General features: G+C 63.6%; 17 protein-coding genes. 8 read left to right on the top strand and 9 right to left on the bottom strand.

Annotated features, from left to right (window positions below; genetic code table 11):
• Positions 1-2: 2 nt before the first annotated feature.
• Together secB and KW824_RS18950 are read right to left on the bottom strand one after the other, a co-directional pair.
• Positions 3-473, bottom strand: a complete 471-nt coding sequence (gene secB, locus KW824_RS18945; RefSeq protein WP_005328525.1) for a protein-export chaperone SecB — start codon at positions 471-473, stop codon at positions 3-5.
• A gap of 47 nt (positions 474-520) precedes the next feature.
• A complete protein-coding gene (locus tag KW824_RS18950) occupies positions 521-952 on the bottom strand; it encodes a rhodanese-like domain-containing protein (RefSeq protein WP_005328526.1) in 432 nt (143 codons plus the stop codon).
• Positions 953-1,288: 336 nt separating this feature from the next.
• Here KW824_RS18950 and gpmM point away from each other — a divergent pair, with 336 nt between their 5' ends.
• Positions 1,289-2,818, top strand: coding sequence for a 2,3-bisphosphoglycerate-independent phosphoglycerate mutase (gpmM, locus tag KW824_RS18955; protein WP_218410727.1), 1,530 nt, complete (start codon positions 1,289-1,291; stop codon positions 2,816-2,818).
• A gap of 9 nt (positions 2,819-2,827) precedes the next feature.
• A complete protein-coding gene (locus tag KW824_RS18960; RefSeq protein ID WP_182786860.1) occupies positions 2,828-4,231 on the top strand; it encodes a peptidoglycan DD-metalloendopeptidase family protein in 1,404 nt (467 codons plus the stop codon).
• A gap of 287 nt (positions 4,232-4,518) precedes the next feature.
• On the opposite strand, the gene KW824_RS18965 is transcribed toward KW824_RS18960, so the two are convergent.
• Positions 4,519-5,169, bottom strand: coding sequence for a Qnr family pentapeptide repeat protein (locus KW824_RS18965; protein ID WP_182786862.1), 651 nt, complete (start codon positions 5,167-5,169; stop codon positions 4,519-4,521).
• Positions 5,170-5,258: 89 nt separating this feature from the next.
• On the opposite strand from KW824_RS18965, the gene KW824_RS18970 reads away from it, so the two are divergent.
• Positions 5,259-6,266: a substrate-binding domain-containing protein gene (locus KW824_RS18970; protein WP_182786864.1), complete on the top strand. Its 1,008-nt coding sequence runs from the start codon at positions 5,259-5,261 to the stop codon at positions 6,264-6,266.
• Between the two features lie 85 nt (positions 6,267-6,351).
• Here the strand turns inward: KW824_RS18970 and KW824_RS18975 are convergent, their stop codons facing one another.
• The 3 genes from KW824_RS18975 to KW824_RS18985 form a co-directional block, all read right to left on the bottom strand.
• A complete protein-coding gene (locus KW824_RS18975; RefSeq protein ID WP_182786866.1) occupies positions 6,352-6,993 on the bottom strand; it encodes a bifunctional 4-hydroxy-2-oxoglutarate aldolase/2-dehydro-3-deoxy-phosphogluconate aldolase in 642 nt (213 codons plus the stop codon).
• Positions 6,994-7,002: 9 nt separating this feature from the next.
• Complete coding sequence (gene edd, locus KW824_RS18980) at positions 7,003-8,799, bottom strand: phosphogluconate dehydratase (protein ID WP_182786867.1); 1,797 nt, start codon at positions 8,797-8,799, stop codon at positions 7,003-7,005.
• Positions 8,800-8,860: 61 nt separating this feature from the next.
• A complete protein-coding gene (locus tag KW824_RS18985) occupies positions 8,861-9,370 on the bottom strand; it encodes a gluconokinase (protein WP_005328545.1) in 510 nt (169 codons plus the stop codon).
• Between the two features lie 164 nt (positions 9,371-9,534).
• Between KW824_RS18985 and KW824_RS18990 the strand changes: the two genes are divergently transcribed.
• From KW824_RS18990 to KW824_RS19005, 4 genes are all read left to right on the top strand, one after another.
• Positions 9,535-10,896 (top strand): GntP family permease, encoded by a 1,362-nt coding sequence (locus KW824_RS18990; RefSeq protein WP_226171055.1) that lies wholly within the window; start codon positions 9,535-9,537, stop codon positions 10,894-10,896.
• Between the two features lie 153 nt (positions 10,897-11,049).
• Positions 11,050-12,399 carry a CDP-diacylglycerol--serine O-phosphatidyltransferase gene (gene pssA, locus KW824_RS18995; RefSeq protein WP_043133221.1) on the top strand — a complete coding sequence of 450 codons (1,350 nt, stop codon included), beginning with the start codon at positions 11,050-11,052 and terminating at the stop codon, positions 12,397-12,399.
• A 177-nt stretch (positions 12,400-12,576) separates the two neighbouring features.
• Positions 12,577-14,646 (top strand): ATP-dependent DNA helicase RecG, encoded by a 2,070-nt coding sequence (gene recG, locus KW824_RS19000; RefSeq protein ID WP_218410728.1) that lies wholly within the window; start codon positions 12,577-12,579, stop codon positions 14,644-14,646.
• A gap of 31 nt (positions 14,647-14,677) precedes the next feature.
• Positions 14,678-16,744 (top strand): AsmA-like C-terminal region-containing protein, encoded by a 2,067-nt coding sequence (locus KW824_RS19005; protein WP_218410729.1) that lies wholly within the window; start codon positions 14,678-14,680, stop codon positions 16,742-16,744.
• Positions 16,745-16,797: 53 nt separating this feature from the next.
• On the opposite strand, the gene KW824_RS19010 is transcribed toward KW824_RS19005, so the two are convergent.
• Entirely contained in the window at positions 16,798-17,706 is a 909-nt protein-coding gene (locus tag KW824_RS19010; RefSeq protein ID WP_161506778.1) for a bifunctional GNAT family N-acetyltransferase/hotdog fold thioesterase, read from the bottom strand.
• 173 nt (positions 17,707-17,879) lie between these two features.
• On the opposite strand from KW824_RS19010, the gene KW824_RS19015 reads away from it, so the two are divergent.
• Positions 17,880-18,536 carry a spermidine synthase gene (locus KW824_RS19015; RefSeq protein ID WP_218410730.1) on the top strand — a complete coding sequence of 219 codons (657 nt, stop codon included), beginning with the start codon at positions 17,880-17,882 and terminating at the stop codon, positions 18,534-18,536.
• Between the two features lie 95 nt (positions 18,537-18,631).
• Here the strand turns inward: KW824_RS19015 and dtd are convergent, their stop codons facing one another.
• A complete protein-coding gene (dtd, locus tag KW824_RS19020; protein WP_218410731.1) occupies positions 18,632-19,069 on the bottom strand; it encodes a D-aminoacyl-tRNA deacylase in 438 nt (145 codons plus the stop codon).
• Positions 19,070-19,202: 133 nt separating this feature from the next.
• Positions 19,203-20,075 carry a virulence factor BrkB family protein gene (locus tag KW824_RS19025; protein ID WP_042648881.1) on the bottom strand — a complete coding sequence of 291 codons (873 nt, stop codon included), beginning with the start codon at positions 20,073-20,075 and terminating at the stop codon, positions 19,203-19,205.
• Between the last annotated feature and the right edge of the window lie 60 nt (positions 20,076-20,135).

The raw sequence follows: 20,135 nt of genomic DNA on the forward strand, positions 1-20,135 counted from the left end.
TATCAGGCTTCCGCAGTTGCCTGCTGGGCCTGAACCTGTGCCATGTGCTGGGCAAACAGGGCGTCGAAGTTGACCGGTGCCAGGTTCAGCTGCGGGAAGGAACCCTTGCTCACCAGGTTGGCCACGGCTTCGCGGGCATAGGGGAACAGAATGTTCGGGCAGAAGGCGGCCAGGCAGTGTGCCAGCTGCGGCTCCGGCAGGTTGCCGATGGTGAAGATACCAGCCTGCTGCACTTCACACAGGAAGGCAGTTTCGGTTTCCAGCTTGCAGGTCACGGTCAGGGTCAGCACGACCTCGTACACGCCGTCAGCCAGGACATTGGTCTTGGTGTCCATGTCCAGCTTGACGTCCGGCTGCCACTCTTTCTGGAAGATGTGCGGAGTATTGGGGGCTTCGAAGGAGACATCCTTGGTGTAGACACGCTGGATGTGGAATTCCGGTTGCACTTCCTGATTGTTGATTTCGTCAGCCATTTCGTTTGATTCCTTTTTAAGAAAATAGGTGGGCGCAGGCCCTTAAATCAGCGTTTTTTGGTCACCGGCAGATTATCTGCACGCCATTGGGCCATGCCACCGCTGAGCACATATACCTGTTTGAAGCCGGCCTTGCTCAGTTGGCGACCCGCGCCACCAGCGGTCATCCCCGACTCGCACACCACTATGATGGGGGCATCTTTGTGCTTTTCAACCGGGCCCAGATTGTTCGCCTGGATCTGGGTGAGGGGGAGATGATGGGCACCGGCCAGATGACCCTTGGCAAACTCATCCTGACTGCGAATGTCCACCACGATGGCATTTTCACGGTTGATCAGCAGGGTGGCGCCGTGATTGTTCACCGCCTTCACCGGAGAAAAACGAGCACGCACAGTGGTATACACCAGGGTGCCTGCCAGGCCGAACCAGGCTGCTGCCAGCAGCGGGTTGCGGGCCGCAAAATCCAAATACTCTTGCATCTTCTACTATCCAGGGACCAAGACAAGGGCCCGAGTATACATGGGGCCCTTGATAAGATCAGCCATCTTGGCGGCAAAGCGAGAGCAAGCTCCCATCAGGGATTGCCCGTCCCAAAACCGGCTTGGGGAAGGGCTGCCACCCGCTTCGGGAGAGAGGCGCCAGGGGGAAAACCCTGCACAAAGACAAGCCGGCAACATGCCGAAAACAGTGGGATAACAGGTAAAAACAGAGGTGGAAGAGGGACTTGGCTATCAGGTGACTATTTCGGCAGATGTAGTAATATTACGCTAGTTTCACTTCCCGCAATTCATTCCTATCCGAGAGGACATAGTCTTATGTCAACAGCTAAGAAACCTTTGGTTCTGGTCATCATGGACGGTTGGGGCTACAGCACCAAGCAAGAGCACAACGCCGTTGCCGCCGCCAAGACCCCGAATATGGATCGTCTGGCCCGTGACTACACCAGCACCCTGATCTCCGGCTCCGGCCTGGATGTGGGTCTGCCGGACGGCCAGATGGGCAACTCCGAAGTGGGCCACGTCAACATCGGCGCCGGTCGCATCGTCTACCAGGAGCTGACCCGCATCTCCAAAGACATCCAGGACGGCGACTTCTTCCAGAACGTCGAGCTGGGCAAGGCTGTTGACACCGCCGTGACCAAGGGCAAGGCCGTGCACATCATGGGCCTGATGTCCCCGGGTGGCGTACACAGCCACGAAGAGCACATCATGGGCATGATCGAAATGGCCGCCAAGCGTGGCGCCGAGAAGATCTACTTCCACGCCTTCCTGGATGGCCGCGACGTGCCGCCGCGCTCCGCCCAGTCCTCCATCGAGCTGTTCGACGCCCTGTTCGCCCGTCTGGGCAAGGGTCGTTTCGCCTCCATGATCGGCCGTTACTTCGCCATGGACCGTGACAACCGTTGGGATCGCGTGCAGCAAGCCTATGACCTGATGACCCAGGGCAAGGGCGAGTTCACCGCCGACAGCGCCAGCGAAGCCCTGGCCAATGCCTACGCCCGCGACGAGAACGACGAGTTCGTCAAGGCCACCCGCATCGGTGACGCCGCCCCGATGGAAGACGGCGATGCGCTGATCTTCATGAACTTCCGTGCCGACCGTGCCCGCGAGATCACCCGCGCCTTCGTCGACAGCGACTTCACCGGCTTCGCCCGTGCCGCCACCCCGGCCCTGAACTTCGTGATGCTGACCGAGTATGCGGCCGACATCAAGACTGCCTGTGCTTACCCGCCCACTGCCCTGGTGAACACCCTGGGTGAGTGGCTGGCCAAGCAGGGCAAGACCCAACTGCGCATCTCCGAGACCGAGAAGTACGCCCACGTCACCTTCTTCTTCAACGGTGGCGAAGAGTCCTGCTTCACCGGCGAAGATCGCGAGATCGTCGCCAGCCCGAAAGTGGCCACCTACGACCTGCAGCCGGAGATGAGCTCCGAAGAGCTGACCGACAAGCTGGTCGGCGCCATCAAGAGCGGCAAGTACGACGTCATCATCTGCAACTACCCGAACGGCGACATGGTTGGCCACACCGGTGTGTTCGATGCGGCCGTCAAGGCTTGTGAAGCCGTTGACCACTGTATCGGTCGCGTCACCGAGGCCCTGGCCGAAGTGGGTGGCGAGTGCCTGATCACCGCCGACCACGGTAACGCCGAGAAGATGCTGGACGAAGAGACTGGTCAGGCGCACACCGCCCACACCAATCTGCCGGTTCCGCTCATCTATTTCGGTCGCAAGGCCGAGGTGCAGGAAGGCGGCAAATTGTCCGATCTGGCCCCGACCATGCTGACTCTGATGGGTCTGCCTGTCCCGCCGGAAATGACTGGCAAGCCCCTGATGATTCTGAAATAATCCTGCCCCATGCGGGGATGCGAAGTTATTTCACAGAAAACCAGTCGCGTCGGCCTGTTGGCCGGCGCGCTGTTTTTTTGCCTGGTCGGCGGCGCCGGCACGGCCCAGGCTGCGAACCAGCAGCTGGGGGCCATGCAGTCCGAGATCAAGGAACAGCAGAAGACCCTCAAGCTCAGCAAGCAGGAGCTTGCCAAGCTCAACACCCAGCTCAAGGCTGACGAGCAGGCCATCTCGGCCGCCGCCGCCAAGCTGGATCAGACCAGACAGCAACTGAAGCAGAACCAGCAGAAGCTGGCCGAGCTGCAGCAGGACAAGCTGGCGCTGGAACAACAAGCGAAACACCAGAAACAGTTGCTGGCCAAGCAGGCGGAAAGCGCCTTCCAGGCGGGCAACCACGACTACCTCAAGCTGCTGCTCAACCAGCAGGATCCGGCCAAGCTGAGCCGCTCTCTCGATTACTACGACTACCTCAACAAGGCCCGCATCGAGGCCATAGACGCCCTGCGCGCCACCCGCAACAAGCTGGCGAAAAACCAGCTGGCCACCAAAGAGACCGAGACCAGGCTGCAGACCCTGCTGAGTGAACAACAGCAGCATCACCAGAGCCTGCTGGCCAGCCAGCAGAGCCGGGCCAAGGTGCGCAACCAGTTGCAGCAGTCGGTGCAAAACGACGAACAGAAGCTCACCAAACTGGTCAAGGCGGAGAAAGCCCTGAAGGCGCGGCTGGAAGAGCTGCGCCGTCAGCGGGAAGAGCAGGAACGCCGTGAGCGTGCCGAGCGGGAGCGCCTCGCCAAGATCAAGGCCGAGCAGGAGCGCCAGCGCCGCCTGGAGGCGCAGCGACTGGCCGCCGAGCAGAAGCGGATTGCCGAGCAGCAACGGATCGCGGCACAGCAGCGGCAGGCCGGCGAACAGCAAAGGCTCGCCGCCGAGCAGCAGAGAGTCACCGAACAGCAGAACCGGGTGGCGAAGCAACAAGCCGCCGCACGCAGCAGCAGCACCAAGGCAAGTGGCAGCTACAACGGCCTCAGCACCAACGGCAGCCTGCGCTGGCCGGTACAGGGCCCCATCCTCATCTCCTATGGCTCGCCGCGCACCGCCGAGCTCAAGTGGAAGGGCACCCTGATAGGCGCAAGCGAGGGAACCCAGGTCAAGGCAGTCGCGCCGGGCCAGGTGGTCTATGCGGACTGGCTCGACGGCTTCGGCATGCTGCTGGTGATCGATCACGGCCGCGGCTACATGAGCCTCTACGGTCACAACCAGTCGCTGCTGCGTCAGGTGGGCCAGAGCGTGGAGCAGGGCGAACCCGTGGCCCTGGTCGGCGACAGCGGCGGTCAGGACAGACCCGGTCTCTACTTCGAGATCCGTTACCAGGGCGAGGCCATCAACCCGACCAAGTGGCTGGCCAGACGCTGAGTCCCTGCTGATGGGGCCATCAACCCGGCCAACAACAGCTGGCCAGACGCTGAGCCCCTGCTGATGGGGCCATCAACCCGGGCAACAGCAGCTGGCCAGACGCTGAGCCAGCCCCCCTCATCTCCAACCCTTCTCCCGCGAGGGGAGGAGGGTGCAAAGGCGGCAACACCGCTTCGTTTACCACTTCACCTAGCAAAAAGCCTGCATCGCGCAGGCTTTTTGCTTTGCAGGGGAAGAGCAACGCCGCCCACCCCCGTTGATGAAAACTTACCTCTTTTCCACCCCGCTCAGGGGAAGACCACCAGCCCGATCTGCTCCAGCAGCCCCTGCTGCTGCTCTTCATTGATCTGCACGCCGTCCAGGTTGACCCGGCGCAGATCCAGCCTGGGCAGGTCGCACTGGCGCAGATCGCAGCCCTGTAGGTTGAAGCTGGTCCAGTCGATCTGCCCAAACTCGGAGCCGCTCAGATCGGATCCCGCCAATGAGGCCCCCAGCAGGCTGGCCCCCTGCCAGCGGTTGCCGCCGAGCTCGCACCTCTCCAGCAGGCAACCGTCGAAGTTCGCGTAGCTGAAGTTGTTGCCGGTCAGATGGGCCTCGCAGAAGTAGCTCTTGACGGTGATCTGGTTGGCAAAGCTGGCGTGGGCGAAGTTGATGCCCATGGCCTGGCAGTCGCGCATCTCCAGCCCCAGGCACTGGCTGCGGCTGAAGTCAGCCAGGGTCAGATCGCAGCGTAGGAAGCTCGCCTCTCGCAAATCGCAGCCCTGCAACTGGCAGCCGAGCTCGAGCTCCCGCTCATAGAAGCTGCAGTCGACGAAGCGGCTCTCCCCCAGATCCAGCCAGGAGAAATTGCATCCGACGAAGCGGCACTCCGAGAACGATTGCCCCTCCACCTCCTGCTGCTCGAACCTTTTCCCCTCGAAGCACTTGCCCTTGATCATCCCCAGCCTCTCCTGTGATGGCGTCATATGCTGACTTTTTTGCGCAAAAACGGTAATGTTACCTGTAACATTCTTTGCCGGATCCCGAGATGAACGACACCCGCAAGCGCCGCCCCACACTGCAGGACATCGCCGACCTGACCGGGGTCACCAAGATGACCGTCAGCCGCTACCTGCGTGACCCGTCCGCCGTGGCCGAAGGCACCCGTGAGCGGATCGCCGCGGCGGTGGAGGAGCTCGGCTACATCCCGAACCGGGCACCGGACATGCTCTCCAACGCTACCAGCAAAGCGATCGGCATCCTGATCCCCTCCCTCTCCAACCAGGTCTTCTCGGCGGTGATCCACGGCATAGAGGCGGTGACCCGGCCCGCCGGCTACCAGACTCTTCTGGCCCACTATGGCTACAGCCCGGAGCGGGAGGAGGAGCAGGTCGCCTCCCTGCTCTCCTACAACGTGGATGGCCTCATCCTCTCCGACACCCAGCACACGGATCGCACCCGCAAGATGATCGCCACCGCCGGCATCCCGGTGGTGGAGACCATGGATCTGCCGCTCTCCCCCATCGACATGGTGGTCGGCATGGATCACCGGGCCGCCGCCCGGGCCATGGTAACAGAGATGCTGCGCCGGGGACGGCGCAAGGTGGTCTACCTGGGGGCGCGCCTCGATGTGCGTACCCAGTTGCGGATGGAGGGCTACTACCAAGCGATGGCGGACTTCGGCCTGGATGGCCAGCACCTGCTGACCGAGCAGTCCTCCAGCTTCACCCTGGGGGGCCAGCTGCTGGAGCAGGCCATGGCCCGCTACCCCGATCTGGACGGCCTGTTCTGCACCAACGACGACGTGGCGGTCGGTGCCCTGCTGCAGTGCCAGGCCAGGTGGATACCCGTACCCCAGCAGATTGCCATCGCCGGCTGCAACGCCCTCGACATCGGCCACGCCATGACCCCCAAGCTCGCCAGCATCAGCACTCCGCGCGAGGCCATCGGCCGCGAGGCGGCCGCCATGCTGCTGGCCCGGCTCAATGGGCAACCCCAGGCCGAGCACCGCAAGGACATGGGCTTCTCCCTCTATATTGGGGAGAGTCTGGGATAATCCCCTCCCTCACAGACTAGAGCCACGCCGATAGCAAACAGGCCACCCGAAGGTGGCCTGTTTGGTTTTTCTGCACAACTGATGCTTAGCGTTTAACCATTTCAACCGCTTCACGGGAGAGACGGGTCACCTCGTCCCAGTTGCCACTCTTGACCGCATCGGCGGGCAGCATCCAGGAGCCGCCGACCGTGGCCACGCATTTCAGCGCCAGGTAGTCAGCGACGTTTTTCGGGCCTATGCCGCCGGTGGGGCAGAAGCGAACCTGGGGCAGAGGGGCGGCAATGGCGGAGAGCGCCTTGGTGCCGCCGTTCGCCTCGGCCGGGAAGAATTTGAGGTGGTCATAACCCGCTTCCAGCGCCTGCATCACCTCGGACGGCGTAGCAACTCCCGGGATCAGCGGCGCCGTGCTCTTGGCCGCGTGGGCCAGCAGGGCCGGGGTCATCCCCGGGGAGATGACGAAGCGGGCACCGGCGGCAACGGCGGCATCAAACTGCGCGCAGTTGAGCACGGTACCGGCCCCCACCATGGCATCCGGCATCGCCTTGGCGATCAGAGCGATGGCCTCGAGGGCCACCGGGGTGCGCAGGGTGATCTCGAACACCGAGATGCCGCCATCCAGCAGCGCCTTGGCCATCGGCAGGGCCTGCTCCAGGTCGTTGATGACCATCACGGGCACCAGGGGGGAGGCGGCAAACACCTCGGCAGGGGTCACTTTCCAGTTCTGCATAGCTCTTCCTCAGTCAAAGATGGTGGCGCCGCACTCGGCGCTCGATACCGCGCGACGCATCACGCTGAACAGTTCACGGCCCCACCCCTCTTGTTCCAGGGTGAGATCGATCTCGGCCTGGGTACGGCCACTCAAATCGGTCAGGCAGTCGAGGCGACCGGACTCGGCATCCACCCGCAGCAGATCGCCATCGGCAAGCAGGCCTATGGCCCCGCCGTGCAACGCTTCCGGGGTGACGTGGATGGCGGCCGGGATCTTGCCGGAGGCGCCGGAGAGACGGCCATCGGTGACCAGGGCCACCTTGTGACCCGCCTTCTGCAGGTTGCCGAGCACCGGCATCAGTTTGTGCAGCTCCGGCATGCCGTTGGCAGCCGGGCCGTTGTGGCGCACGACGATGACGGCGTCCTGATTGAGATCCCCGGCCTTGTAGGCCGCCTCCACCGCGTGCTGGGAGGAGAAGACCCGGGCCGGCGCTTCAATCACCCGGTATTCGGGGGCGACCGCTGAGACCTTGACCACGGCGCGGCCCAGGTTGCCACTGAGCAGCTTGGTGCCACCTGTGGCCTGGAACACGCTGCCAGCGACGGACAACACGCTCGGATCCGTACTCTCCCCCACCGGTTGCCACACCAACTTGCCATCCACCAGCGCGGGGCGGCTCAGGTAATCCTGCATCTCGCCAAACACCGGGGTGGCATCCAGGTGGATCAGGTCCGCCTCCGCCAAACGGCGCATCAGGCCAGGCACGGCACCCGCCTGCTCGAAGGCGTTCACGTCAGCCGGGCCGTTCGGGTACATGCGCACCAGCAGCGGCACCACGTCGGAGAGATCGCTCAAGTCGTCCCAGGTCAGCTCCAGGCCGGCGGCGCGGGCCAGCGCCACCATGTGGATGCTGTGGTTGGTGCTGCCACCGGAGGCGAGCAGGGCCACCAGGCCGTTGACCAGGGCGCGCTCGTCCAGCACCTCACTCAGGGGGCGGTAGGCCGGGGAGCCCGGGATCATGGCGCTGATGCGGCGGGCCGCCTCCTCGGTGAGGGCGTGGCGCAGCTCGCTGTGGGGGTGGACGAAGGCGGAGCCCGGCAGCATCAGCCCCATGGCCTCGAACACCAGCTGGTTGGTGTTGGCGGTGCCGTAGAAGGTGCAGGTGCCGGCCGAATGGTAGGCGCCGCACTCCATCTTGAGCAGGGCATCGCGGCCCACTTCGCCGGCGGCGTACTGCTGGCGCACCTTGACCTTCTCGTCGTTGCCTATGCCGCTCGCCATGGGGCCAGCGGGCACGAAGGCGGTGGGCAGGTGAGCGTGGGAGAGGGCCCCCATGATCTGGCCCGGGGCTATCTTGTCACAGATGCCGAGCAGCAGAGTGGCGTCGAAGGTGTTGTGGGAGAGGGAGACGGCGGTGGCCTGGGCGATGAGATCCCGGGAGAACAGGGACATGTCCATCCCCGGCTGGCCCTGGGTCACGCCGTCGCACATGGCGGGCACGCCGCCGGCGACCTGGGCGCTGTGGCCGAGTCCGGCCAGCGCCCCCTTGATGATGTCCGGGTAGCCCTGATAGGGCTGATGGGCGCTCAGCATGTCGTTGTAGGCGGTGACGATGGCCACGTTGGCGCGGGTCATGTCGAGGATGCGCCCCTTGTCATCACAGCTGGAAGCGGCCACGGCGTGGGCCAGGTTGCCGCAGGAGAGGGAGGCGCGGGTCTTGCCCTGCTCGGCCTGGCGCTGGATGCGAGCCAGAAAGGTCTGGCGGCGAGCGACACTGCGCTCGCGGATGCGGTTGGTCACTTCGGTGATCACGGGATGGGTCATAGGATTGTCTCCAACACGGAAATACGGGCGCGATCGACAGGGGCCGGGCGCGCGAAATGGCTCATTGCACCTGCGCCAGGGCGGTGACGGCGCGGTCGACCACCTGCTCGAAGGTGCCATCTATGTCGACGCGAAACACACCTGCCTCGCCATCCGGCCGCTCCAGGGTCTCAAACTGACTTTTTACCATGCCTTCCCGCATGAAGTGACCCTGGCGTGCCCGCATCCGGTCGAGAATGAGGGACTGGCTGCCGTCCAGAAACAGGAAGTGCACCGATTCGTTGCCCTCGCGGATCTGGTCGCGGTACTGCTTCTTGAGGGCAGAGCAGACGATGACGCCGAGCTCGTTCTTCTGCTCCAGGCTGTAGGCCGCATCGCGGATCCGCTCCAGCCAGGGCGCCCTGTCTTCGTCGTTGAGAGGGTTGCCGCCCGCCATCTTCTGGATGTTGGCGCGGGGGTGCAGATCATCACCGTCGATGAACTTGGCGCCCAGGGCGCTGGCCACCTTGAGGCCTATGCTGGACTTGCCACTGCCACACACACCCATCACGATAATGCTCTTGCCCGCCATTATTTGACCTCTCTCTCACTTTTCAAAAAACGTTTGTCTGATGGGTTCTAAGTTAGCACGTTACCGGTAACATGTTACCGGTAACGTTGCGCAATGTGAAGTGGAGCACAGAAATGTGCAGAACAACTACTAGAACCATTTGAGGACATTTTATGGACGGAGCGATGAACACACCCGATGTCGCCTATCTGCTCTCGGTAGCCGCTGGGGCTATCGTCATGCTGCTGGTGCTGATCATGCGATTCAAGGTACATGCCTTCGTGGCATTGACTCTGGTCAGCATGCTGACGGCCCTGGCCACCGGGGTCACCTATGACCAGGTGATCCCCACCATGCTGACCGGTTTCGGCGGCACCCTGGCCTCGGTCGCGCTGTTGGTCGGCCTCGGGGCCATGATAGGCAGGATCCTGGAGATGACGGGGGGCGCCAAGGTACTTGCCGACACCCTGATCAACCGCTTTGGCTCCCACCGCGCACCCTTCGCGCTCGGGGTCGCCTCCCTGCTGTTCGGCTTCCCTATCTTCTTCGATGCCGGCCTCATCGTCATGCTGCCCATCATCTTCAGCGTGGCCAAGCAGTTCGGCGGCTCCGTCCTCAAATATGCCCTGCCCTCCGCCGGTGCCTTCGCGGTGATGCACGCCTTCCTGCCACCCCACCCGGGCCCGGTGGCCGCCAGCGAACTGCTGGGTGCCAACATAGGGCTGCTCACCATAGTGGGTCTGCTGGTCGCGCTGCCGACCTGGTATCTGGGTGCCTATCTGTTCGGGCTCTGGTCCGGCAAGAAGTTTGAGCTGCCCCTGCCCCCGAGTTTCACCGAGACCGCAGAGCGACTCTCCGACAAGGCGCCGAGCTTCGGCCAAGTGATCTCCATCCTGCTGCTGCCGCTGGTGCTCATCTTCATGGATACCGGCCTCAACACCCTGGGCGTCATGGGTGTCATCGACAAGGGTGCGGACTGGGTCAATGTGCTGCGCATGGTCGGCAAGACCCCGGTGGCCCTGCTCATCACTGTGCTCTATGCCCTCTGGCTGTTCCGTCAGACCCAGGGCAAGGTGCAGCTCGAGAAGTTCTGCAACGACGCGCTGGCCCCGGTCTGCGCCGTCATCCTGGTGACGGGTGCCGGTGGCATGTTCGGCGGCGTGCTGCGTGCCAGCGGCATCGGCACGGCCCTGGCTGACGTGCTCTCCGACACCGGCATGCCGGTGATCCTGGCCGCCTTCCTGGTCTCCACCGCCCTGCGGGTGGCCCAGGGGTCTGCCACTGTAGCCCTGACCACCACGGCCGCCCTGATGGCGCCGACGGTCGCGGCCACGGCCGGGCTGAGCGATCTGGACCTGACCTTCATCGTCATCGCCATCGCCGGTGGGGCAACCGTGCTCTCCCACTTCAACGACTCCGGCTTCTGGCTGGTCAGCCGCTTCCTCAACATGGACGAGAAGACCACCCTCAAGACCTGGACCGTGATGGAGACACTGCTCGGTACCATCGCCTTCCTCATCGTTGCCATGGCAAGCATCGTCTTCTAAACCCACCATATCGGGGCCGCATCTGCCGGCCCCGATATGGCGTCCCATCGACATTTTTACGGATTCTTGCTTGGGCCCGTCGCCACAGATTGCTAGAATTGCCTATTCATCGCCCCGAGTGGAACGCTTCATCCCGTGATTTCAGGCTTCTCTATGCATTCATCGGCACATTATCGACAGTTGCTGGCACGTTTACCCCAGATCGCGGTTGCCGCAGATCAGTTCCAGGTACTCAACAGCGCCAAGGATTTCAAGAGCCGTATTCTCTCGCTCATCGCGGGCGCGACCCAGCGTATCTATCTGATCGCCCTCTACCTGCAAGATGACGAGGCGGGACGGGAAATCCTCTCCGCCCTCTACGCCGCCAAGCAGCGCAACCCCGCCCTCGACATCAAGGTCTTCGTCGACTTCCACCGTGCCCAGCGCGGCCTGATCGGCAAGGGCAAACAGGGGGGCAACCACCTGATGTATCAGGCCATGGCCGCCCGCCATGAACACCAGATAGAGATCTACGGTGTGCCGGTCAAGGGCCGCGAGCTGCTCGGCGTCCTGCACCTCAAGGGCTTCATCTTCGACGACATCCTGCTCTACTCAGGTGCCAGCCTCAACGACATCTACCTGCACCAGCAGGAGCGCTACCGCTTCGATCGCTATCACCAGATCCACAGCCAGGCGCTGACCCGCAGCATGGTCAACTACGTGGATGACGTCTTCCTCAAGAGCGAAGCCGTGCAGCGGCTGGATCGCCCCGGTATCCCGGGCGCCAAGCAGCTCAAGGGACAGATCCGCCGCTTCAAGCACAACCTGCGCACCAGCCAGTACCGATTCGAGAGCATACCGGCCAACAGCCAGGAGATCGCCATCACCCCCATGGTGGGCCTGGGCAAGCGCGGCAACCAGCTCAACCGGATGATCCGCAACCTGGTGCGGGCCACCGAGCGGGAGATCTTCATCTGCACCCCTTACTTCAACCCCCCCAAGGAGTTGAACAAGGATGTGGAAGCGCTGCTCAAGCGCGGCTGCAAGGTGACCATAGTGGTGGGCGACAAGACTGCCAACGACTTCTTCATCCCGCCGGAGGAGAAATTCTCCACCATAGGCGGCCTGCCCTATCTCTACGAGACCAACCTGCGCAAGTTTGCCGAGCGCAATCAGCACCACATCGACAGCGGCCGTCTCAACCTGATGCTCTGGTGCTGTGACAAGAACTCCTATCACCTCAAGGGGATCTTCGTGGACGAGGAGTGGGCCCTGCTCACCGGCAACAACCTCAACCCCCGTGCCTGGGCGCTGGATCTGGAGAACGGCCTGCTGGTCCATGACCGCCACCACCACTTGCGCGTGCGCTTCCAGGAGGAGCGCGACTGCATCCTGGCCCACACCCGTCGCATCAGCCACTTCGATCAGATCGAGCAGATCAAGGATTACCCCGAGCAGGTGCGCAAGCTGCTGGCCCGGATCCACAGGGTCAGGGCCCATATTCTGCTCAAGCGGATCATATAAGCCCTGTCCGCCTTCCCTGTCTGCCCCTCCAAAGGCCTCCCGTGTTCGGCAGGCCTTTGTCGTATGCGCCCTCTCACACCGCCCGGGGAGCCCCTGCCGCTGCAACGCGGCTTGCATCGAGGCAGCAACAACCCCTATCATCTGGACATATTTACAGTGTTTTCGGGCATCTAATTGATGAAATTGGATAAAATTCCTCTCGATAGCCTCAAGGGCGTCGGCAGCAAGATGCTGGAGAAGCTCGAGCGGCTGGGGCTGGCCACGGTACAGGATCTGCTGTTCCACCTCCCCCTGCGCTACGAGGACCGCACCCAGGTGTGGCCCATCGGCGATCTGCCCCCCGGGCTGCACGGCGCCGTCGAGGGCGAAATCCAGGACACCCAGCTGGTCATGGGGCGCCGCCGCATGCTGGTGTGCCGCATCAGCGACGGCACCGGCAGCCTGACACTGCGTTTCTTCAATTTCACCGCCGCCCAGAAAAACAGCCTGGCCCAGGGCCGCCTGATCCGTTGCTTCGGCGAGGCCCGTCCCGGCAAGTACGGACTGGAGATGGCCCACCCCGAGTACAAGCTGCTCGGCGAGGAGCAGGCCGGCCAGATCGAAGAGGCGCTCACTCCCGTCTACCCGACTACCGAAGGCTTGCGCCAGCTCAGCCTGCGCAGCCTCACGGATCAGGCGCTGGCCCAGCTCGACCTCTATGGCGTCGAGGAGTTGCTGCCCGCCGGCCTCTACCCCCAGCAGATCGAGCTCGCCGCCGCCCTGAAGCTGCTGCACCGCCCGCCCCCCTCGGTGGCGCTGGCCCTGCTGGAGAGCGGCCAGCATCCGGCCCAGCAGCGACTGGTGCTGGAAGAGCTGCTGGCCCACAACCTCTCCGTCCTCAAGGTACGCGCCCAGGCGCAGACCCAGCTGGCCCGCACCCTCAAGCCGGCCCCGGCCCTGGTGGAAAAGCTGCTAAGCGCCCTGCCCTTCACCCCAACCGGCGCCCAGAACCGGGTGGTGGCGGAGATAAGCCAGGATCTGCAACGCAGCCATCCCATGATGCGGCTGGTGCAGGGGGACGTGGGCTCAGGCAAGACCCTGGTCGCAGCCTTGGCGGCGCTGCAAGCCATAGGCAACGGCTGCCAGGTGGGGCTGATGGCGCCGACCGAACTCTTGGCCGAACAACACGCCATCAACTTCGCCCACTGGCTGGAACCCCTCGGCATCAAGGTGGGCTGGCTGGCGGGCAAGCAGAAGGGAAAGGCACGGGAGGAGGCGCTGGCCGCCATTGCCGACGGCAGCGTCAAGATGGTGGTGGGCACCCACGCCATCTTCCAGGAGCAGGTGGTGTTCCAGCGCCTGGCCCTGGTGATCATCGACGAACAACACAGATTCGGGGTGCACCAGCGCCTCGCCCTGCGTGAAAAAGGGGAGCGGGAGGGAGTGCATCCCCACCAGCTCATCATGACCGCCACCCCCATTCCTCGTACCCTGGCGATGACCGCCTATGCGGATCTCGATACCTCCGTCATCGACGAACTGCCGCCGGGCCGTACCCCCATCACTACGGTCGCCCTGCCGGACAGCCGCCGTCAGGATGTGATCGAGCGAGTCAAACTCGCCTGCGAGGAGGGCAAGCAGGCCTACTGGGTCTGCACCCTGATCGAGGAGTCCGAGGTGCTGGAGTGCCAGGCCGCAGAAGACACGGCAGCCGAGCTGCAAGCCAGGCTGCCCGGCCTGCACATAGGCCTGGTCCATGGTCGGATGCGCCCGGTCGAGAAGCAGCGGGTGATGGAGGAGTTCAAGGCGGGCATATTGCAACTGCTGGTCGCCACCACCGTCATCGAGGTGGGGGTGGACGTGCCCAATGCCAGTCTGATGATCATCGAGAACCCGGAGCGGCTGGGGCTGGCCCAGTTGCACCAGTTGCGCGGCCGGGTCGGCCGGGGATCTGTGGCCTCCCACTGCGTGCTGCTCTACCATGCCCCCCTCTCCAAGACGGCCCAGAGCCGGCTCGGGGTGCTGCGGGAGACCAACGACGGCTTCCTGATCGCCCAGCGCGATCTCGAGCTGCGCGGCCCGGGGGAACTGCTCGGCACCCGCCAGACCGGGTTGGCGGATCTCAAGATCGCCGATCTGGTGCGCGATCAACCACTCATTCCCCAGGTGCAGAAGATGGCACGCTTCCTCATGGACCGTCATCCCAACCATGTCGAACCGCTGATCCGCCGCTGGCTCGGCCTGCGGGATCACTACTCAAACGCCTGACAACACACCCCAAAACAGGAGGAAAGCATCCATGAATTCCTGGCTACGCGCCCTGCTCTATCTGTTTGCCTTCCTGTTGCTATTCGTCTGGGTCGGCCTCGGCCTGTTCGACGCCGAACGGGCCAAGGGCCCCATCGCCAGCTGGATCAGCCAGCAGACCGGCGTGCCTGTCACCATAGGCCGGCTGGTGTTCAACCCGCTTCACCCCTACACCCTGCTGGCGGAGCAGGTGCAATACGGGGATGCGGTGCAGCTGGAGAAGATCTATCTGGAGATAGACAACATAGACTGGCTGAACCGGGACGTGCGCATCGCCCACCTGGATCTCATCCGCCCCGTCATCAAGCTGCCGCTGCCGAACCAGCTGCCGACCCTGCCGGTGCACTCCCTCACCATCAGCGACAGCACCATAGACAACCTGAGCCTGTACAGCGAGGCCCTGACCCTGCGCGGCCTGAGCGCCACCCTGAGCGACTGGGAGCTGATCGACCCGAAACGCAAGCCCCAGGCCAACCTGACCCTGGGCATCAACCAGCTGGAGACGCCGCAGCTCACCCTGGCCCGCCTCAGCCTCAAGGGGCGACTGGAGGGGCAGGTGCTGAGCACGGACAAGCTGACCACCAACCTGTTCGAGGGTCTGCTGGAGACCGGCATGGTGCTGAACTGGCCGGAGCGCAGCCTGCAACTGCACGCCTTGAAGGCCCGTGGCATGCGGGTCGAGCTCGGTGACATCCCCCCTAGCGAGCTCCCCCTGCGCCGCATCACCCTGGATCGGGGCCAGCTCGATCGGGTCAGCGTCAATGCCATAGAGCAGGAGCTCTCCCTCAACAACTTCAGCGGTCAGCTCACCGCCTTCGACTGGCAGGCGGGCAGCCGGCCAAGCGGCTATCTCTCCGGCACCCTAGGGGATCTGGGCCGCGGCCTGTTCCAGCTGGAAGCCATCGAGGGCAAGCTCGCCTTCTCCCCCCGGCAGATCGAGGCCGAGCTGCAGGGCAAGGCATACGAAGGGGAGTTCAATGTCGAGCTTGCCCTCGACACCCAGCTGCAAAAGCTGACCCTCAAGGACATGGCCCTGAGCGGCATGGACATCAGCCTGCCGGAAGGGTGGTGGCAGGAGTGGCAGGGCTGGCGCCCCCAGCAGCTCGACGTGCGCAAGCTGGCCTTCGACAGGCTCAAGGTGCTCTCCTTCGACGACACCCTGCCCCTCTCCCTGACCGGCTGGCAGCTCTATCTGAGCGATCTCAGCCTGAGGAACAACCAGCCGGGCCCGCTGCTCGGCCGTACCCGCATCGAGAGCAAGTGGTTCGAGCTGGTGTGGGATGGCTTGAGTGCCCGCAACGGCGTGCTGGACGGGGAGCTGACCCCCAGCACCTGGCAGCTCAACAGGCTAAGCAGCGAGCTGCCGGATGAGGGCTCCCTCAGCCTCAGCGGCCAATGGGGCAAGGTGCCCGGGCAGGAGAGCCGCCTGCAACTGCAGGGCAAGCAGCTGGATCTGGAGAAGTGGGGCGAACTGCTGCATGCACCTGTCTCGCTGGCGGGCAAGGTGGATCTGGAGACGGATCTGCAGGCCGATCTGGCCCCCCAGCCGGAGCAGACTCCCGGCAACTGGCGCCGCACCCTGCAGGGCAGCCTGAGCCTGGAGGCCAGGGATCCCTTCTGGGACAAGGTCGGGATAGACCCGCTGCTGGACAACTGGCTCAAGGAGGCGACCCCGCCCACCCTGACTCCCGAGACCCTGTGGCAGGTGATGCAGCAGGGAGATACCCCCTTCTACCACATCAGGCTGAAGGCCAGGGCTGAGCAGGGCAAGCTGCAGATCGAGCAGGGCGGGGCTTCCACCATCACCCACCTGCTCGGGTTGCAGGGCGGGGTCGATCTCGCCAGCGACCAGTGGCAGCTGGATCTCGGCGTGCTGAACAAGCGGCGCTGTGCCGAGCTGCTGGCGCGCTGGCGAGGCCCCCTTGAGAGCCCGGCCCTTGAATGGCGCTTCCCGAGCGGGGAAGCCACTTGCGACTGGGAGACTGGCGTACGCTACCCGGCCCAGGGACGCAGCGGCCCGCTCTGGCGTCCACCACAGCCCAAGCCGGCAGCGCAATAACGAACAAGGCCTCATCATGAGGCCTTGTTGCTATCGGATGCCAGACGACGGGGTCAGTGCCCCGCCCGCTTGATGGGCAGCACCACGTACTGGCCGACAAACTCCACCGCCAGCTTGCGGCCGCTGAACAGCTGCACCCGCAGGCTGAACTTGGCGGACTCCCCGTTCTTCAGCGGCGCCAGCACGGCGGGCATCCCCTCCCGGGCGACCCTGGCCTCAGGCTCCTCGCTCACGGGTCTGTAGTATTTGATGTTGCCCTCCGCCAGCACAGTATCCCCGCCCAGACCGGCCTCCTTGAGTTGCAGCCAGATGAGGCCCCAGCCCGCCAGCACGCACTGACTGTAAATGCTGCCGGCAAACATGGTGTCGTGGACGTTGAGGTTGGCCGCCAGGTTGGCCTTGAGGTGGAAGGTCTGGCCATCGTAGTGGGTGATGTGCACCCCCATCTTCTCGCTGATGGGGATCCCCCTCGACCAGCGGGTGGTGAGATCCTGACACCACTCGGGGCGATACTGTATGGTCTGCAGCGGGCTGATGGATTTGATCATCTGACGATGGGGAATGCGGCCGAAGGAGACGGGCCCCTCACCCACCTCGAGAAAACCGCACCTGCGATAGAACTCCACCGCCTCCTGGCGTGCGTTCATCACCAGCCGTTTCACCTTCTCGTCACGGGCCAGCTGTTCGAGATCCTCCACCATGCGGGCTCCCAGCCCCTGACCGCGAAACTCCGGACGCAGCGCCATAAAGCGGATCTGGGCCTCGTCACCCCCGATGAAGAGGCGGCCGACGGCGATGGGGGTGCCGTCTTCGGCCAGCATCAGCCGATGAATGGCGACGGTATCGTATTCGTCACGCTCGGAGCCCACGGGCAGATTGAAAGGCTTGCGCAGTAGTTCCCAGCGCAACTGGTAGTAGGCATCCAGCTCCGCTGGTGTTTCTGGGGTGACTACCCGATACATAAAGAGATCCTTGAGTTTGCGCCAACGGGCAGATTGAAGGGCTTGCGCAACAATGACTCCCGGCGCAGCGGGTAGCTGGCATCCAGCTCCGCTGGCGTTTGAGGGGTGACCACCCGGTACATAGCGACATCCTTGAGTTACACTGGTCGAAAGCCATCTTGCCGTGCAAATTCATGGACTTCAATCTGCAAGCGTACCAAGCCGATCACTTATTGCACCTCAGCGCCAAACCCGAACGCCGCCTCTCCATCCTGGAAAATGCCCGCCACCGCTGGCTGGAAATGGACGGCGTGGTGCAATCCGCCATGAGCCTGAGCCAACCGGAACACCTCTGCCTGCCCCATCAGCAGAGCATCGCCGAGCGGCTGCCCGCACAGGCGAGCCGGATCCTGGAGCTGGGGCTCGGAGGGGGGGATCTCACCCGTCATCTGGGGGCGCGCTGGCCCGAGGCCCGCCACGACTGCGTGGATCTGGACGCCGAGATCCTCACCCTGTTCCAGCAGTTTTTCCTGCCCTCAACTGGGGGTGCGCCACGGTTGCACCACGCCGATGCACTGCACTTCCTGCTGGAGAGCCAGGAGCAGTACGACCTGGTGCTGCTGGACCTGTTCAGCCAGGACGGCAATCCCCTGCTGCTGTTCCAGGCTCCCATCTATCAAGCGCTGGCCAACTGCCTGCGCGGCACTCTCATCATCAATCTGTTGCCACGGACCCATCTCGAACTGGCTCAGGCCAAAAAGCTGGCCGAGGAGTGGATAGGCCCCACCACGGTCCACGGGGTGCCGGGCTATCGCAACGTCATACTGCACGCCACCAATCTGAGCGCCTAGGACCTGCTGCGGGCCCCTAACTCTTGCTGGCGGGTCGCCGCGAGAGCCCTCGACAGGGTGAACAGCTAGCGCAACCCGGGCGCCAGCAATGACGCCTACACCTGCAGCCAGAAGGTCACGGGGCCGTCGTTGAGCAGCCTGACTTTCATGTCGGCGGCAAAGCGTCCCGTCTCGGTCGGCACGCAGCTCTCCCTGGCCCGGGCAACGAAGTAGTCGTAGAGCCGCTCGGCATCGCTCGGGTGGGCACCGCCGGAGAAGCTGGGTCGCATCCCCTTGCCGGTATCCGCCGCCAGGGTGAACTGGGAGACTACCAGCAAGCTGCCCCCGACCTGGCCCACGTTGAGGTTCATCTTGCCCTCTGCATCGGAGAAGATGCGATAGCCACTCACCTTGTGCAGCAGCTTGTCGGCCTTGGCCTCATCGTCCCCCTGCTCTACCCCGAGCAGTACCAGCAGCCCTTGTCCTATGGCCCCGGTCACTTCTCCCTCGACGGTCACGCTGGCCTCGGATACCCGCTGAATCAATGCAATCACATCCCTCTCCTCTCAAAACAGAACGACCGCCGCCGTCGTCATGACGGGAGCGGTCGTTGATGCTACCAATAAATACCCTGCCCGGGCCAACGCCTTTCCCACCCGGGGTCCGGCACACGATGGAAGGCAGGCCTCAAGCCAGCTCCTCTGCTCCCGGTTTCTCGTATTCCCCCAGGCAGGCGGTGGTCTCGGCGCCGAGCAACACCACCAACCAGCTCAGATAGACCCAGACGAACAGAATGGGGATGGTCGCCAGGGCGCCGTAGATGGCCTGATAAGAGGGAAAGTTGGTGATGTAGATGGCGAAGCCGCGCTTGGCCAGTTCGAACAGGGTGGCCGCCACCAGGGCGCCGATCAAGGCGTGGGTCAGCCGCACCTTGCAGTTGGGCACCACCGTATAGATAAGCAGGAAGCCGAACACAGAAAACAGGAACGGCAGGCTGCGCAGCACCAGATAGCCGGCGCCAAATAGGCTGTCAGCGGCAAACAGCTTCAGCGACAGTATGTAGGAGGAGATAGCGAGACTGGCCCCGATAAGCACGGGGCCCAGGGTCAGGATCATCCAGTACATGGCGAAGGCCTGAGCCAGCGGTCGATTCTGGGTCGAGCGCCAGATGTAGTTGAGGTTCTTGTCGATGGCCGAGATCAACATCAGGGCCACCACTATCAGGGCGCCGATGCCGACCGCAGTGGTGTTGGTGGCATTGGCCACGAAGCCGTCTATGTATTCCTTGAGCATCTCGCCGGCGGTGGGCACGAAGTTGTGATAGACGAACTGTTCCATCTGCTGTTTCAGGGTCTGGAACACCGGGAAGGCCGACATCATGCCGAACACCACGGCAACCATGGGCACCAGAGAGAGCAGGGTCACATAGGCCAGGTAGCCGGCGGTGACCGTCAGCCTGTCCTGCTGGAAACGGCCCCAGACAAACTGGGCGAAATGGGCACCATCGTGGCGCAAGAAGGAGAGTGCGTGGGCCAGGCGGCCGCGGATTTGCTGCTGCATCTTGATTCTCGTAAGCGTCATCATGCAGATATTGTGTCAGATAGGGTGCCCATCTGACCA

It is taken from the genome of Aeromonas sp. sif0611 (assembly GCF_019218845.1).
Classification (GTDB): domain Bacteria; phylum Pseudomonadota; class Gammaproteobacteria; order Enterobacterales; family Aeromonadaceae; genus Aeromonas; species Aeromonas media.